Source organism: Actinoallomurus sp. NPDC050550 (genome assembly GCF_040655075.1).
Taxonomy (GTDB): Bacteria; Actinomycetota; Actinomycetes; order Streptosporangiales; family Streptosporangiaceae; genus Actinoallomurus.
The window spans coordinates 1-13,739 of the sequence record NZ_JBFAJC010000107.1 but is presented as its reverse complement, the minus strand read 5'-3'; the positions used below and the strand labels follow the sequence as shown (position 1 = coordinate 13,739).

Here is a 13,739-nt window from a genome sequence, read left to right as displayed (position 1 = left end):
AACCAACCCGGCAAAATGTCCGAATACGAATGCCACCAACCCGGCTCATTCGCCCGCTCCGCCAACGCCAGCATCGCCGCACGCTCATCCTCCGAGCGCACCCCGTACAAACTCAGCAGATCCGCGACATCCCGCGCCCGGAACCGAACCCGCCCCAACTCCATCCGGCTGATCTTCGAATGCGACGCCCGGATCGCCTCACCCGCATCCTCACACGTGATCCCCCGCGCCTCACGCAACCGCCGCAACTGCGCCCCCAGCACAATACGCAGCACCGTCGGACCACCACGATGATGACCGAACAAGCTGCTCACGGCCGTCTCGCCGTCAGGCTGAGAACCGATCATGTGCTCCCCTCAGAACACTGGAATCCGCCTAGTGTCCCACCGGGGGCGCCGATTGCAAAGCGGTCACGTCGAACGAGCCATTCGGGCGTCAAAGAAGCATGTGGTCGAAGTCTCCGTCCTTGGCGCCCTGGATGAAGGCGTCGATCTCGGCGCGCGTGTAGAGCAGCGCCGGGCCGTCCGGGAAGCGGGAGTTCCGTACGGCGATGGCGCCATCGGGCAGCTGCGCCAGCTCGACGCAGTTGCCGCTCGGGTTGCTGGCCCGGCTCTTGAGCCAGCTGACCTCCTTCAAGCAGGACGCCGACATTCCGTTGTAGGCCTGATACATCCTCGCCCCTCCACGCCTCTGTCGAGAATGCCCGGTCGCACCTGACGGCCGGACGCCGCTCCCCCCACACGCTGCACGCTCAGATGCACGTGCATTTGAGTGTGCAGCCGTGCTTGCATCTGCACGACTTGAGGAGCAAGATAGCGGAAGCGGCGCACCGGGCGCCCGGCGACGAACAGGACTTCCCCAGGGTTCGCAATGACCATGTCCCCCCTGCGAGAGACCACCGGCATCCCCCTGGCCCACCGAGGTTGGGATGACTGGCTGACGCGTCTCGACAACGCCCCGCACCAGGTTCCCGACCGCCCGTGGGTAGCCGCCCGGAACCTGCCCGCGGAGGCCGAGTCGCCGAAGATCGCGCGGGACGTCACGAAGACCACGTTGACGGAATGGAGCCTTGGGCACTTCTACGACGACGCGTCCATCGTCGTCTCCGAACTCGTGACGAACGCGGTCCGCCACGGGCTGCACTGCGGGGTCGGCTTCGAAGAAGGCCTCCGGCTCGTGCTGGTCCGTTACCGCTGTCACCTGGTCTGCATGGTCACCGACCCGGCGGACCGCGCCCCGGCCATGCGGGAGCCCGACTACGTGGCCGAGACCGGACGGGGCCTGCACATCATCGACGCCATCAGCCGGGCCTGGGGCTGGACCCCTCTGCTGGGCGGCGGCAAGGCCGTCTGGGCCGCGTTCTCCATCACCTGACCGCCGGCCACCCGCGCGTCACCGTCGTCGGGCCACATCACCGCTCGCGCACGACACCGCCGCGCGTCCACTCCTTTCTCCACGCGTCACCGATCACATCACCGTCACCGCCCGCCCGTGTGTCACCGTGGCGAGGAGCCGGGATCGGTGATCCACTCCACGTGCCCGTCGGTGATCGCCAGCACCCGTTCGGCGGCGTCGCCCTGCCGCAGGCGTGCCGCGAAGGCGACCGGGCCGAGTTCTCGCGAGCCCTCGAGGGACAGGTGGAACAGCGCGTGCGTCCGGCCCACGGCCGCGATCGCCTCGTCGAAGCGGTCGCGGCGCTCCTCCGGGACGTGGATACGCGTCGCGGCGTGGAAGACGACGACCGGCGTGCCCGGCGGCACGTCCGCGACCAGGCGCGGGAGCACCTCCACGGCGTCACCCGCGATCGTCCGTGGCGGGTCGGCGGCGGCCGCTTCCAGGGCCGCGGCCTGCAGGTCCGCCTGTTCCCGGTTCTCCGGCCAGATCAGGGAGCGCAGCCACAGCCGCTCGTCCGGGTCGGTGACGTCGACGGGGTGCAGATCCACACCGACGCGATCGGCGATGGCCGGGAGAGGGCCCAGATCCGGCGCCGGGCCGGCGCCCTCCCACCGGGAGCGGATCTTCACCGGTGACGCCGGTGGCCCCCAGATCCGGCCGCCGAAATCGCAGCGGTAGTCGTCGAACCGCAGCAGCAGGCCCGCGCTGCACCCGATCTCGATCAGCGTGACGGGCTCATCGGTCATGCGGGCGACCGCGGCGAGTCCGAGGCGCAGGACCGTCGCCCGCTTGACGACGTTCGTCTGGACCATGCGGCGCCTCATCAGGGCGACGAGCTCCGGCCGCCGGGTGAGGCAGAAGTCGGTGAACGCCGGGCCCGGATCGCCGTCCGGCCGCCGCGCGGACCCGGTCGAGGGATACCAGGCCGCCAGGTCGTGCGACGGGTCCCGGAGCAGCAGACAGTGCACCGCCGCGAACAGCAGGTTCGTGGGGAGCCGGCCGGCAGGGGCCTGCGCGGCGATCGCCAGCAGCCGCTCGTCCGCCGCGACGACCGTACCGAGCCGGCCGTAGAGCGGAGACGTGGGGAAGCCGCGGGGCGCGTCCGCGAACAGACGGGTCAGGTCGTAGGCCATACGGGGATGCTGGCGATGGCCATCGACATTGGTCAACGTTGATTATCATCAACCGCTTCGGCACAGGTGGGTGCGGCGGGATTCGGCCCGTGAGCGTTCAACCGTCGCTTGAGGGTTGTCGGGCGTTCGGCGCCGGTCACCGGCCCGCCGGCGGCGAGGAGTCTCCGGGATGAGTTCGACGGAACGCTTGAAATCATGGATGTCGGAGACAACAAACCGCAGGTAGAGCCGACCGGACGGCCGTGGTGGACGCTGGCAGTGGTCAGCGCGGCACAGCTGCTGGTGGTGCTGGACGGGACGATCGTGAACATCGCGCTGCCGTCGGCGCAGCACGCCCTCGGGATGTCGGACGGGAACCGGCAATGGACCATCACCGCGTACGCGTTGGCCTTCGGCGGGCTGCTGCTGATCGGCGGAAGGGTCAGCGGCGCGCTGGGGCACCGGCGCACGTTCCTGATAGGGCTGCTGGGCTTCGCCGCCTCCTCCGCCGTGGGCGGCGCGGCGGTCGACCCGCCGATGCTGTTCGGGGCGCGGGCGGTTCAGGGAGGGTTCGCAGCCATGCTCGCTCCTGCCGGGCTGTCGCTGCTGACGACCACCTTCACCCAGGCGCGCGAGCGCGGCCGAGCGTTCGGAGTGTTCGCGGCGGTCGGCGCGGCGGGTTCGGCGGTCGGTCTGATCGCCGGCGGCCTGCTGACCGAGTACGTCGGTTGGCGGTGGTGCCTGTACATCAACGTGCCCATCGCGATGGCGGCCGTACTCGGCGTCGCGATGGTGCCGCCCGACCGGCCGATCGCCGCGCGGGGGCGGCTGGATGTCGCCGGTGCGTTGTTGAGCCTGACGGGGTTCGCGGCGGTCGCGTACGCGTTCGGCCGGGCCGAATCGCTCGGGTGGGGATCGGTCGAGGTGCGGGCGCTGCTGGTCGGCGGGGTGGTGCTGCTGGCGGCGTTCGTCGCCGTCGAGGCCCGTGCGGCACATCCCCTGCTGCCGATGCGGGTGCTGGTGCACCGCGTTCGCGCCGGGGCGTTCCTGGCCATCACCCTGATGTTCGTGGCGATGTTCGGGTTCTACCTGTTCATGAGCTACTACACCCAGGCCGTGCTGGGCTACTCCCCGGTCCAGGCCGGACTGACGCTGATCATCAACGCTCTCGCCACGCTGGCCGGGTCCATGCTCATCGCCGGGAAACTGCACGGCCGCGTCCAACCCGCGGCGCTGATCGTGCCGGGGCTGCTCGCCGCAGCCGCCGGAGTGCTGATCCTGACCCGCTTGACGGCCGACAGCACGGATGTGTTCACGGTCTTCCTGGTGCCCGCGCTGGTGCTCACCGGGCTCGGCCTCGGGTGCGTCATGCCCCCGACCGCCAGTCTGGCCACCGCGCGGATGCGCGGACACGACATCGGAGCCGCGGCCGCCGCGTACAACGCCGCCCAGCAGTTGGGGGCGGCGTTGGGCACCGCGCTGCTCAACACTCTGGCCTCCGGCGCCACCGTCACTTTCCTGGCCACCCACCGCAACGCCCCGCCGGAGGCGGCCGCCGTGCACGGCTACACCCTGGCCCTTACGGTCGCGTTCGCGATCCTGCTCGCCGCCGCGTGTCTCACCGCCCCACTGATCATCGCGCGGCGCAGTGGAAAAGACGCTCCAGTCCAGGAGCAGCCCACCACTTCGCCCACCTCCTCGACCCGGCGCTGAACGCTGCGCGCCCAGCCCGTCAGGGCCTGTCTTCACGCCCGCTGTCCTACTGCGGTGACGTCGAGACAGGCCCTACGGCCGGATGGGCCCACGGCACCGTCTCGCGCACCGCGTCGATCCGCGAGAATTCGGGCATGCGATTCGGCATCCTGGGCCCTCTGGAGGTCCACGCCTCAGCTGGCGCCCCGGTCGCGGTCGGCGGCCCGCGCGTACGCGCGCTGCTCGCCCTGCTGCTGCTCGACGCGGGCCGGGTGGTGACCGCCGAGCGCCTCATCGACGCCCTGTACGGCGAGGATCCTCCGGCCGGGGTCGCGAACGCCCTGCAGTCCCAGGTCTCACGGTTGCGGCGTGGCCTCCGGAGTGTCGACGGGTCCGGCGACCTGGTGGAGTTCCACCCGGCGGGGTACCGGCTCGCGGTCGAGCCGGACGACGTGGACGCCCTCCGTTTCGAACGGCTCGCCCGGGACGGCCGGCGCGCCCTGACGGCCGGTGACCACGCCCGCGCCGCCGCCCTGTTGCGCGAGGGACTCGATCTCTGGCGCGGTCCCGCATTGGCCGACGTGACCGCGGCGTCGTACGCCGAGGCGCAGGCCGCCCGGCTCGAAGAGCTGCGGCTGGGCGCCTTCGAGGACCACGCCGAGGCGCGGCTCGCGCTGGGGGGCCACCGCGACCTGGTGACCGAACTCCAGGACCTCGTGGCGGCCCATCCCCTCCGGGAGCGTCTGCGCGGACAGCTCATGCGCGCCCTGTACGGCGGCGGCCGGCAGGCCGAGGCGCTCGCGGTGTTCGAGGATGCGCGGCGCACGCTCGCCGACGAGCTGGGCGCCGACCCTTCGCCGGAGCTGGTCCAGATCCACCTCGCCATCCTCCGGGCCGATCCCGCACTGGCCGCCGGCCCTCCCCGGGAACGCGAATCGGCCCCTTCGGCCCAAAGTGCGCTGGCCTCCCAGCTCACCAGCTTCGTCGGGCGCCAGGAGGAACTCGCCCGCGTCGGCGGGCTGCTCGTGGCCGAACGCCTCGTCACGCTCGTCGGGCCAGGTGGCACCGGCAAGACCCGCCTGGCGATCGAGGCGGGCGGCCGCGTGCCGGGCGAGGTCCGCTTCGTCGACCTCGCCGTGATCGAGAGCCGTGCGAAAGACGGGACCGGTACGGTCGCCCAGGCCGTCATCGACGCACTCGGGATCCGGGAGGCCGGACGGCTGCCCGCCGCACCGGGCTCGCACCCCGACCTGGCCGGGCGGCTCGTCGAGGCCCTCACCGACCGGGACCTTCTGCTGATCCTGGACAACTGCGAGCACGTGATCGACGATGCGGCCGGGCTCGTGCACCGGCTGCTCGGCGCCTGTCCCGGCCTGCGGGTGCTGGCGACCAGCCGGGAGGCCCTCGGCATCACCGGTGAGGCGCTGTGCCCGCTCACGCCGCTCGCCGTCCCCCCGCCCGGCGCTGATCCGGCCGACGCGCTCGGCTATCCGGCGGTGCGGCTGTTCGCCGACCGGGCGGCGGCCGTACGCCCGGGCCTGGAACTCGACGCCCCGGCCGTCGCCACCATGGTTCGCGTCTGCGACGCGCTCGACGGACTGCCGCTCGCGATCGAGCTGGCGGCGGCACGGCTGCGCACGCTCACCGTCGGGGAGGTCGCCGCGCGCCTCGGCACGCCGGACGGCCCCGGAGCGTACGACCGGTTCCGGCTGCTGTCGCGGGGCGACCGGACGAAGGCCCCTCGCCACCGCACCCTGCGCGCCGTCGTGCAGTGGAGCTGGGATCTGCTCCGCGAGGACGAACGCCTGGTCGCCCGGCGGCTGACCGTGTTCGCGGGCGGCGCGACTCCGCGCGCGGCGGCTCGGGTCTGCGACCTCTCCGAAGAGGAGGCCGACGATCTAGTAACCGACCTCGCCGACAAGTCCCTCGTCGAGGGCGACGGCGGGCGGTACCGCATGCTCGACACCATCCGTGAGTTCTGCGCCGAGCGGCTGGCCGACGCCGGCGAGACGGAGACGGCGCGCGCCGCGCACGCCGCGTACTTCCTCGAGCTGGCCGAGACCGCCGAACCCCACATGCGCCGGGCCGAGCAGCTCGAGTGGCTGGCCCGGCTGAACGCCGAACGCGGCAACCTCCTGGCGGCGCTCCGCGTGCTCGTCGGCACGGACCACGCCCGGGCCTTGCGGATGCTCGCGGCGATGTCGGCCTACTGGTGGCTGCGCGGGCTGCGCAGCGAGGGCGCCGCGACCGCCACCGAACTGCTCGCCCTGATGGGCTCCGAACCGCCGGCCGGTATGGATGAGGAGTACGCGCTGTGCGTCATGATCGCCCTGCACGGCGGCGGCGGCGACCCGGCCCTCGACGGCTACCGGCGCCGCATCGATTCCATCATGGCGGACCTGGGCTCGGACCGGCCGACGCTACGGCCGATGTCCACCCTCCTCTGGGCGCTGAACGCCGGTCCCTCCGAGGCCAACGTCGAGTTGCAGGCGGCACGGATGGGCAAAGACCCGTGGTCCGGCGCCCTCCGCCACTTCGGAAACGGGTATCAGCAGCTGTTCGCCGGTGACCTCACCGGGGCCGACACCGAGTTCTCCCGGGGAGAGGCGGGCTTTCGCGCGTTGGGCGATCGCTGGGGGCTGTCGGCGATGCTGGCCGAGCGAGGTCGCATCGCCGCGGCGCGCGGTGACTGGGAGAGGGCGCAGACACTGATCGACGAGGCCGTCGAGTACGTCCGGCAGCTGGACTCCGCCGAGGACATGGCGGACTGCCTGTGGCTGACCGCCGAGATCCGGCTGCGCCGCGGCGATCTCGACGGTGCCCGGGAGAGCTTCGAGCACGCACAGGTGCTGGCCCGCCGGGCGGGCGGGGCGGAGAAGATCTCCGACACGCTCGTCGGCCTGGGGGAGGTCGCCCGTTTGCGCGGTGACCTGGCGGAGGCGCGCCGTCACTACGAGGCCGCGCTGAGCCGATGCGTGGCGGATTCGTTCGCGATCCGCTACACGCGGGCGATGGCGCTGATCGGGCTCGGCCGGCTCGCCGAGGCCGAGGGCGACGCCGTCGAGGCCGAGGCCCGCTGCCGTCAGGCGATCGCCGTCGGGCGAGAAGACACCCGGCTCCTGGCCCACGCCGCCGAGGCCCTGGCCGGAGCGACCGTGCTCCGGGGCGACGGCACGCGGGCCGCCCTCCTTCTCGGAGCCGGGGCCGCGCAGCGCGGTATCTCCCTGGCGGGCGACCCCGACGTCGCCCGCGTGGCCGGCCGGGCGCGGGACCTCATCGGCGCCGAGGCCGTCGCCACCGCCCGGGAACGCGGCGCGGCCATGTCGCGGGACGAGGTGCTCGCCCTGCTCACCGACGCGTAAAGCGACGAGACGGTCCCCTGCTCGTCTCCTCGTAGACCGCGCGACGCGACGAGACGCCCCCTGCTCACCGCCTCATCGCGTCACGCGGCCACGTTGAGGCGCGCGGCCGCGTGACGCGATGAGGCGCTCGTCCTGCTCACCTCGCGCAGGGCGGCCCGGCCCGTGTCGATTACCCGGCAGGTCATCGACGCGCCGCCACCGCGAATGCTGGGCTACCGCCCGTACGAGCCGCACGGCGTGACGCGGGAGGACGGGATGGACAAGGTGATCATCGGCGTGGTCGCCGCTTTCTTCGGCGGGATGGGCATCTACGGCCTGATCGCGCCGACCGCGCTCCTGGCCCAGTTCGGCACCCTGGTGCGCTCGGCGGATGGACGCAACGAGGTGCGCGCGGTGTACGGCGGGTTCGGCATCGCGGTCGCCATGACGCTCGTGCTCGCCCTCCTGGACGACGGGCTGCGGGCCGGCTTGGTCCTCGCCGTGGCGCTGGCCCTCGCGGGCATGGCGGGCGGCCGGATCATCTCGTTCGCGGTCGAACGGCCGGCCGGCTTCTTTCCAACCGTCTTCTACCTACTCGTAGAAGCGGTGCTGGCCGCCGCGCTGGCGACCGCCCGTTGATCTGGGCCGGTGCTCTCGGGACCCGCCGAGGGGCCGGAAAACAGTAAAGGCCTGACCACCATGTGGTGATCAGACCTTCGACCTGCGTAGTCCCGACCGGATTTGAACCGGCGTTACCGCCTTGAGAGGGCGGCGTCCTAGGCCACTAGACGACGGGACCTCGTGTCTCGCTCGCTCGGTCTCCCTCGCGGGCGACGCCCAGCTTAGCGGACGTTCTCCCCTTGCACGAACCGGGTGTCGACCCGGGCCCTACATGAGAAGGGGGTCACTTCCGGTGTCACCGGAGGACCCTGCCGACTCGCCGGGGCCGAACCTCGTCCCCGCCTGCCGACTCCTCAACTGTACCGGGTGATCACAACGACGCCAAACCGCGCTCGGTGGGACGGAGCGGGATCATCCACCGACCAGCGGGACGAGCTTGAGGAAGACGACTTCCGTGTCCGCGCCGAGCTCGACGACCTCATCGAGATCGTCGGCCTGGCGGTCGCCGACGAGCAGGATGAAGCCGTTCCGGCCGAAGGCCCGCTCGGCGAGGTCGGCCTGCCGCTCCGCGTCGATGCGCCTCGCCTCGCGAAGGAGGTAGCCGTTCAGCTCCGTCTCCGCGTCGTCGGGCCGTACGAGGCCGCGGAAGTGGCGCGACGGCCGCGCGTTGTGCCGGGCCACCTCCTCGCGCACCCGCGTCCGGATCAGGTCGCGCACCGTGATCTGGTCCGGCAGGTCGGGCAGAGACATCTCGTCGAGTCGCCGCCCCGTCGCGGTCTCGTCCCAGACCGTCACGCTCGCCATCACCCGCTCCGCTCGATCTGCCGGAGGATGTCCGGGTCGGTGATGCCCGCGTCGTCGGCCAGCAGGAACGCCTTGCTGAGGATCAACGACAGCCGCTCGTCCTCGAAGGGGAGGAACAACCCGTCCCCCGCGGCGCCGCGGGACGAAGGGACGATGCACAGGTAGGCGTCGTCCGGCTCCATGAGGATGTTCGCCGAGCCCAGATGGATCTTGTACGTGCGCCGGGAGCCCCGTACGCGCAGGAACCGCCCGCCCAGCTCGACGCGGTCGGCGATCCTGGTGCGGGGCAGCAGCCGGGCCAGCGCGTCGCGGCGGACCTCGGCGGAGGCACTGAGATCCCCGAAACCGGCCCGGTGCCAGTAGTCGCGGTACCGGTCCTCGCCCCGGTCGGTCCACTCCGGGTCGGCGGCGATCGACGTCACCCCGACGAACAGGTCCACATCGCGCATGACCTCGCTGAACACGGCCGGCGGCACCTCCTCCAGCGCCGCCTCGCGCCAGCCATCGTCCGTACGCCGCTCGAACCGGACCTGGTCGGTCGAGGCCAGCTCGTCCTGCCAGGCCGGATCGACGTACTCCACGAAGAGGCGCCCCCGCCAGCCCCTGCCGGGGAGCACACGCGTCGCCTCGCCTTCGTACCCACCGTCCCAGGGGCCGAGCATGCCCGCCTGCCAGCCGCGCGCCTTGAACAGCGCGTAGAGCCGCCGGTACCGCAGGATGTGCGCGGCGAACCGGTTGGAATAGAGCCGGGTCTCCCGTTCGGCCGGAGTGAGCAGGTAGATCTCCCGGAACGCCTGCTTGAACGGCTGGCGCAGGTGGCGCTCGGTCAACTGGTCGCGCCACGCCCGGATCTCGCCGGGCATCGCGCGGACGGGATGCCACAGCCGGATCACGGCGTCCTCCCCCACCGCGGCCCACGGCTCGCCGGCCGCGTCGACGAAACGCCGGCCGCCCTCGACCGGCAGGCCGGCGCGCCACTCGCCGGGCGCGACCTCGACCTCCCAGATCAGGCGTTCGGTGAGGGGACGGCCGAGCGGGTGCTCGGCCTGCTCCGCGCGCCACCGGCCGTAGGACTGCCCGGACTCGGCGAGCAGCGCGCCTTCCAGTGCCCGGGTGAGCGTCGTGAGGTGCGCTCGGGTGCGCTTGACGAGCTCCCGCAGCTCCTTGAGCCGCACGGGGTGGTCGCGCCGGACCGCCGCGGGCACGCCACGCAGGTCGTTCCCGTCGCGGTGCCAGGTCAGCGTCGCGTCCTCGCCGACCGTGATCCGCGCCTCGTACTCCCCGACCGTGCTGCGGTGCACGCCGTCCGGCCCGAACCCGAGGTCGGGCAGCCGGAAGGCGACCTCGGTACGGTCGGCGAGCGCGGCGTCGATCCGCTTGAGGTTCCGGTCGAGCTGCTTGGGCACCCCGGCGTGGCGGACGATCCCGCGAACGGCCCGCAGCCCGGCCGCCGCCTCCGGCGTCGGGAACTCCTGCGCCGACCGGGCGACCTCGAACACCAGCGCCTGCGACGGGAGCGTACGGGCCGCCGACGGGGCGACAGCGACGGCCGGCAGCAGCCGGTCGAGCAGCTCGGGCAGCCAGGTCTCGTCGCGGAGCAGGGCGACCCGGACCGCCCGGCCGAGCACCGCGACCTCGTCGGCCGTGAACGCCTTGTCCGCGGCGTAGGGGATCTCACCGGCCTGGATCGCGGCGGCCCGTACGACGGCGGTCTCGAGCACGGTCCGCGCGAACCCGGCGTACGCCGAGTCCGCCAGCCGCTCCCAGTCGTCCCGGCTCGGCGGCTCGTTGTAGAGCCTGGCGCGGATCACGTCCAAGGACTTACGCGTCGCGCCGTCGAGCCCCTCGGTCAGCGCCTCCTCGGCCGCGACGACCGGCCCGGGCGGCGTCTCCGGCGCCGGCTCCCCGCCGGACTCCGGTCCGGAGCCGGGTTCCAGCGAGCCGGATTCCGGCGTGGGCTCCCCCAGGTGGACGGAGATGAGGGTTCGCAACGGCATACGGGTGATCTTGGCACGCGGTAACGACAGAATTCCCCGTTCCGGGGAGCGGGTGCGAGCGTCGGGGCGGGAGCGGGCTGCCGAGCGCGAGGAGTAGGTACGGGTCGTGGCGGGAGCGGGTGCGAGCCGGTGGGGCGGGGCGTCGTCCCGCCGAACGCCCCACCGGAGCGGAGCGTTCGGCGCGGAGACCGTGGTTGTGCCGGCCTCAGGCGGCGCGCTTCCAGCGCCACCGGCCGTTCGAGTACTTGACGCACCGGTACCTCTTGTGGGTCTTCACCGCGTACCCGTAGCGGCCGTGCGCGGCCTTCGGGCAGTACGAGCCGGGCGTCACGCACGTCCAGTGCTTGGTGTGGGGGACTTGCTGGGCGTGACACCGCGCGGCACTGTCGGCGCTGACGCCTGATCCCTGGATGCCCGCCTCGGCGGTCCCGCCGACGGCGAGGCCGCCGGCCAGCACCGCGATCGAGGCAGCGGTCGCCGCGATTCTCCCGTGCATTCGTCTCCTCATGAGCGTAAAAGCGGGGCAACACGCAGTTTCTACGCTCAATCGACAGCTAACGGGTGCATCTGGCCGAACACGGACCGCACGTGAACCGACCGCCCGGTTCGAGGGTCCGTACGGCCGACGTCGGACGGAGTCGTCGGTCCCGCGACCTGGGAGAAGCTGACCGACGGACAGACGATCGGCTCGACCGTCCGCGAGGGCGACCAGGGCGAATATGTCAAGGCGGCCCAGACCGAGCTGGTGAAGCACGGCGACCTGAAGTCCTCCACCCAGGTCGACGGCGTCTTCGGCCCTGGCACCGACACCGCGGCCCGGCGGTTCCAGGAGCGGGTGGGCCTGACGGTCGACGGAATCGTGGGCCCGACCACCTGGAGGCAGCTGATCTCCCGCTCTGGGACCTGATCGGCTCGCGGCGCGCACCAACGGGTGAATGAACCGACGGCCGCATGACCACCGGTCATGCGGCCGTCGGGGCCGGAGCGCGTCGCGTCACTCGGGGAAACCGCGGAAGACACCGTCCTCGTCCGCGTTATCGGCGAACTCGAAGAAGTCCATGTTGCCGATGTGCACGTTCACCTCGATCGACGGGAGCTCGGCCGGGACGACGCGCATCGTACGGCCGTACTCCTCGTTCAGCTCGTTGAGATCGACGAGAACGATGGGCATCTCGGGCGATCTGATCGTGGCCTCGTCGACCACCGCCAGCAGCGACGACTCGTAGTCGTCCGTGAGCAGCCCGACGACCTGCTCGACCGGCAACTCCCGGTAGGTCACATCGTCGACGTACTCCACGCCGAGCATGTAATCCTCGAGATAGCCGCCCTCGTCGGGCTCTCCGATCGCCGCCCTGACTGCTTCCCAGGCGCCCTGGTCGGAGAAGTCGGTACGAACCACCAGCATGCATTCGGTCGACGGCAGCGTGCTCGGCAACGTGCGCTCCTTTCGATGATCTTGGTGCATCGTCTCACCCCTGACGGGCGACGGAATATTCGGCGCCCAAGCCGCAGCACGGTACAACCGTCGAACGGACGGACCGTGGACTGCCGTCTTCCGGCATACGGTTGGCCGAGCGAGACACTGAGGGCCCCGCCGCCCCCAAATCCCGCGAGCCGGAGTGTCGCACCCGCGCTGACGACCGCCCTGGACAGCCTCGGACGGGCCTGGACGCCGTGGGGCCTGAAAGGCTGGTCCGTGGTCAGGTCTGGACAGGTGTGGACGTGCTTAGCGTGACTCGTAGTGAAGAAGCCGCGACGGTCATTTGCGGACTTTCGCGTGTCCCGACATGGTCGGCGTTACCGATCAGGCTTGTGTCGACGACAGGTCTTAAAGCGGTTGCGTGCGAGTGGTACCGCTTCCATGATCGGGGCATGAGGCCACCGGAACGCATTGCGCTCGACGGCATGTTGTTGCGCCGTTGGACGCTGGCAGATGCCCCGGCATTGCACACGGCCGTCCTGGAGTCCTTCGAGATCCTGCATCCGTGGATGCCCTGGGCCGCCGAACGGCCGAAGCCATACGACCAGGAAGCCTTCATCGCATCGGCAATCAGCCAGTGGGACACGGGCGAGGCCTACATCTACGGCATCTTCGATCTGAATGGCGAGCGGCTGCTCGGCACCGTAGGTCTGCATGCGCGAGTAGGCCCGGGGGCATTCGACATCGGCTACTGGCTTCATGTCGACCACACAGGCAAGGGCCTGGCGACCAGAGCATCCAGGGCCCTCACTGATGCGGGACTCGCGCTGCCCGGGACCGAGCGCATCGAGATCCACTGCGACGAGGCCAACGCCGCCAGCGCGGCGATCCCGAGGCGACTCGGCTACCGCCTGGATCGCATCGACGATCACAAGCCGGACGCACCCGCAGAAACCGGCCGCCTGATGATCTGGGCCAAGAGCCGCTCGTGAGATCGACCAAGTAGGGACCCACCGTCCAGAGATCCACGGTCCACCATGCCGGCCGGGTCGCGGCATCACGGGTGTGAACCGAGGGCCGCTAACAGGGAATACGTGCGGTATGAGCTTGAGGCAGGTGCCCGGCACCCTTTACCTCGACACAAGCACCGTGAGCAGGGTGGTTGTTGCTCTGAAAAGCAGAAGGCCGGCGGTTCGACCCTGCCCCTGCCCCTGCCCCTGATACATGCCCGTAATGATCTTCAGGAACAGCGCCCGACCTGCATGAGGTCGGACGCTGTTCGGTGTGTGTCTGGTTGTGTTCGGTCGTCAACGGGTGGCCGTGTCGAATGCGTGCCCACGTTTCAGCCCGGTTGGGC

The 13,739-nt window shown here is 71.2% G+C and carries 13 protein-coding genes and 1 tRNA gene; 6 read left to right on the top strand and 8 right to left on the bottom strand.

Annotated elements, in window-relative coordinates; all coding sequences use genetic code 11:
• On the bottom strand, positions 1-347 hold a 347-nt coding region (locus tag AB0I04_RS54005; RefSeq protein ID WP_360904473.1), incomplete at its 3' end, for a helix-turn-helix transcriptional regulator.
• Positions 348-435: 88 nt separating this feature from the next.
• The gene (locus AB0I04_RS54000) at positions 436-672 is read right to left on the bottom strand and encodes a DUF397 domain-containing protein (protein WP_360904470.1); all 237 of its coding nucleotides are present in this window, start codon (positions 670-672) and stop codon (positions 436-438) included.
• Positions 673-870: 198 nt separating this feature from the next.
• Here AB0I04_RS54000 and AB0I04_RS53995 point away from each other — a divergent pair, with 198 nt between their 5' ends.
• Positions 871-1,374, top strand: a complete 504-nt coding sequence (locus AB0I04_RS53995) for an ATP-binding protein (protein WP_360904467.1) — start codon at positions 871-873, stop codon at positions 1,372-1,374.
• Positions 1,375-1,496: 122 nt separating this feature from the next.
• Here AB0I04_RS53995 and AB0I04_RS53990 read toward each other — a convergent pair whose 3' ends face one another.
• Complete coding sequence (locus AB0I04_RS53990) at positions 1,497-2,528, bottom strand: DUF2332 domain-containing protein (RefSeq protein ID WP_360904464.1); 1,032 nt, start codon at positions 2,526-2,528, stop codon at positions 1,497-1,499.
• A 195-nt stretch (positions 2,529-2,723) separates the two neighbouring features.
• Here AB0I04_RS53990 and AB0I04_RS53985 point away from each other — a divergent pair, with 195 nt between their 5' ends.
• The 3 genes from AB0I04_RS53985 to AB0I04_RS53975 all read left to right on the top strand — a co-directional run bounded on the left by AB0I04_RS53985 (position 2,724) and on the right by AB0I04_RS53975 (position 8,179).
• Positions 2,724-4,220, top strand: coding sequence for an MFS transporter (locus AB0I04_RS53985; protein ID WP_360904461.1), 1,497 nt, complete (start codon positions 2,724-2,726; stop codon positions 4,218-4,220).
• Between the two features lie 134 nt (positions 4,221-4,354).
• Positions 4,355-7,561, top strand: a complete 3,207-nt coding sequence (locus tag AB0I04_RS53980) for a BTAD domain-containing putative transcriptional regulator (RefSeq protein ID WP_360904459.1) — start codon at positions 4,355-4,357, stop codon at positions 7,559-7,561.
• A 162-nt stretch (positions 7,562-7,723) separates the two neighbouring features.
• On the top strand, positions 7,724-8,179 hold the full coding sequence (locus AB0I04_RS53975; RefSeq protein WP_360904456.1) for a DUF4345 domain-containing protein: 456 nt from the start codon (positions 7,724-7,726) through the stop codon (positions 8,177-8,179).
• A gap of 87 nt (positions 8,180-8,266) precedes the next feature.
• On the opposite strand, the gene AB0I04_RS53970 is transcribed toward AB0I04_RS53975, so the two are convergent.
• The 4 genes from AB0I04_RS53970 to AB0I04_RS53955 form a co-directional block, all read right to left on the bottom strand.
• Positions 8,267-8,339: transfer RNA gene (locus AB0I04_RS53970), tRNA-Glu, on the bottom strand.
• 233 nt (positions 8,340-8,572) lie between these two features.
• On the bottom strand, positions 8,573-8,965 hold the full coding sequence (locus AB0I04_RS53965; protein WP_360904453.1) for a hypothetical protein: 393 nt from the start codon (positions 8,963-8,965) through the stop codon (positions 8,573-8,575).
• Positions 8,965-10,962: a DUF4132 domain-containing protein gene (locus AB0I04_RS53960; RefSeq protein ID WP_360904450.1), complete on the bottom strand. Its 1,998-nt coding sequence runs from the start codon at positions 10,960-10,962 to the stop codon at positions 8,965-8,967. The genes AB0I04_RS53965 and AB0I04_RS53960 overlap by 1 nt, the downstream gene beginning before the upstream one ends.
• Before the next feature lie 205 nt (positions 10,963-11,167).
• Positions 11,168-11,458: a hypothetical protein gene (locus AB0I04_RS53955; RefSeq protein ID WP_360904447.1), complete on the bottom strand. Its 291-nt coding sequence runs from the start codon at positions 11,456-11,458 to the stop codon at positions 11,168-11,170.
• 168 nt (positions 11,459-11,626) lie between these two features.
• Here AB0I04_RS53955 and AB0I04_RS53950 point away from each other — a divergent pair, with 168 nt between their 5' ends.
• Positions 11,627-11,869, top strand: a complete 243-nt coding sequence (locus tag AB0I04_RS53950) for a peptidoglycan-binding domain-containing protein (protein ID WP_360904476.1) — start codon at positions 11,627-11,629, stop codon at positions 11,867-11,869.
• An 87-nt stretch (positions 11,870-11,956) separates the two neighbouring features.
• Here AB0I04_RS53950 and AB0I04_RS53945 read toward each other — a convergent pair whose 3' ends face one another.
• A complete protein-coding gene (locus AB0I04_RS53945; protein WP_360904445.1) occupies positions 11,957-12,397 on the bottom strand; it encodes a hypothetical protein in 441 nt (146 codons plus the stop codon).
• A gap of 437 nt (positions 12,398-12,834) precedes the next feature.
• On the opposite strand from AB0I04_RS53945, the gene AB0I04_RS53940 reads away from it, so the two are divergent.
• Complete coding sequence (locus tag AB0I04_RS53940) at positions 12,835-13,374, top strand: GNAT family N-acetyltransferase (protein WP_360904442.1); 540 nt, start codon at positions 12,835-12,837, stop codon at positions 13,372-13,374.
• Positions 13,375-13,739 lie beyond the last annotated feature (365 nt).

Coding starts and splice junctions, on each gene's coding strand:
- AB0I04_RS53965 (WP_360904453.1), bottom strand. CDS start 8,965: ATGGCGAGCGTGACGGTCTGGGACGAGACCGCGACGGGGCGGCGACTC.
- AB0I04_RS53940 (WP_360904442.1), top strand. CDS start 12,835: ATGAGGCCACCGGAACGCATTGCGCTCGACGGCATGTTGTTGCGCCGT.
- AB0I04_RS53980 (WP_360904459.1), top strand. CDS start 4,355: ATGCGATTCGGCATCCTGGGCCCTCTGGAGGTCCACGCCTCAGCTGGC.
- AB0I04_RS53960 (WP_360904450.1), bottom strand. CDS start 10,962: ATGCCGTTGCGAACCCTCATCTCCGTCCACCTGGGGGAGCCCACGCCG.
- AB0I04_RS54000 (WP_360904470.1), bottom strand. CDS start 672: ATGTATCAGGCCTACAACGGAATGTCGGCGTCCTGCTTGAAGGAGGTC.
- AB0I04_RS53955 (WP_360904447.1), bottom strand. CDS start 11,458: ATGCACGGGAGAATCGCGGCGACCGCTGCCTCGATCGCGGTGCTGGCC.
- AB0I04_RS53985 (WP_360904461.1), top strand. CDS start 2,724: ATGGATGTCGGAGACAACAAACCGCAGGTAGAGCCGACCGGACGGCCG.
- AB0I04_RS53995 (WP_360904467.1), top strand. CDS start 871: ATGACCATGTCCCCCCTGCGAGAGACCACCGGCATCCCCCTGGCCCAC.
- AB0I04_RS53990 (WP_360904464.1), bottom strand. CDS start 2,528: ATGGCCTACGACCTGACCCGTCTGTTCGCGGACGCGCCCCGCGGCTTC.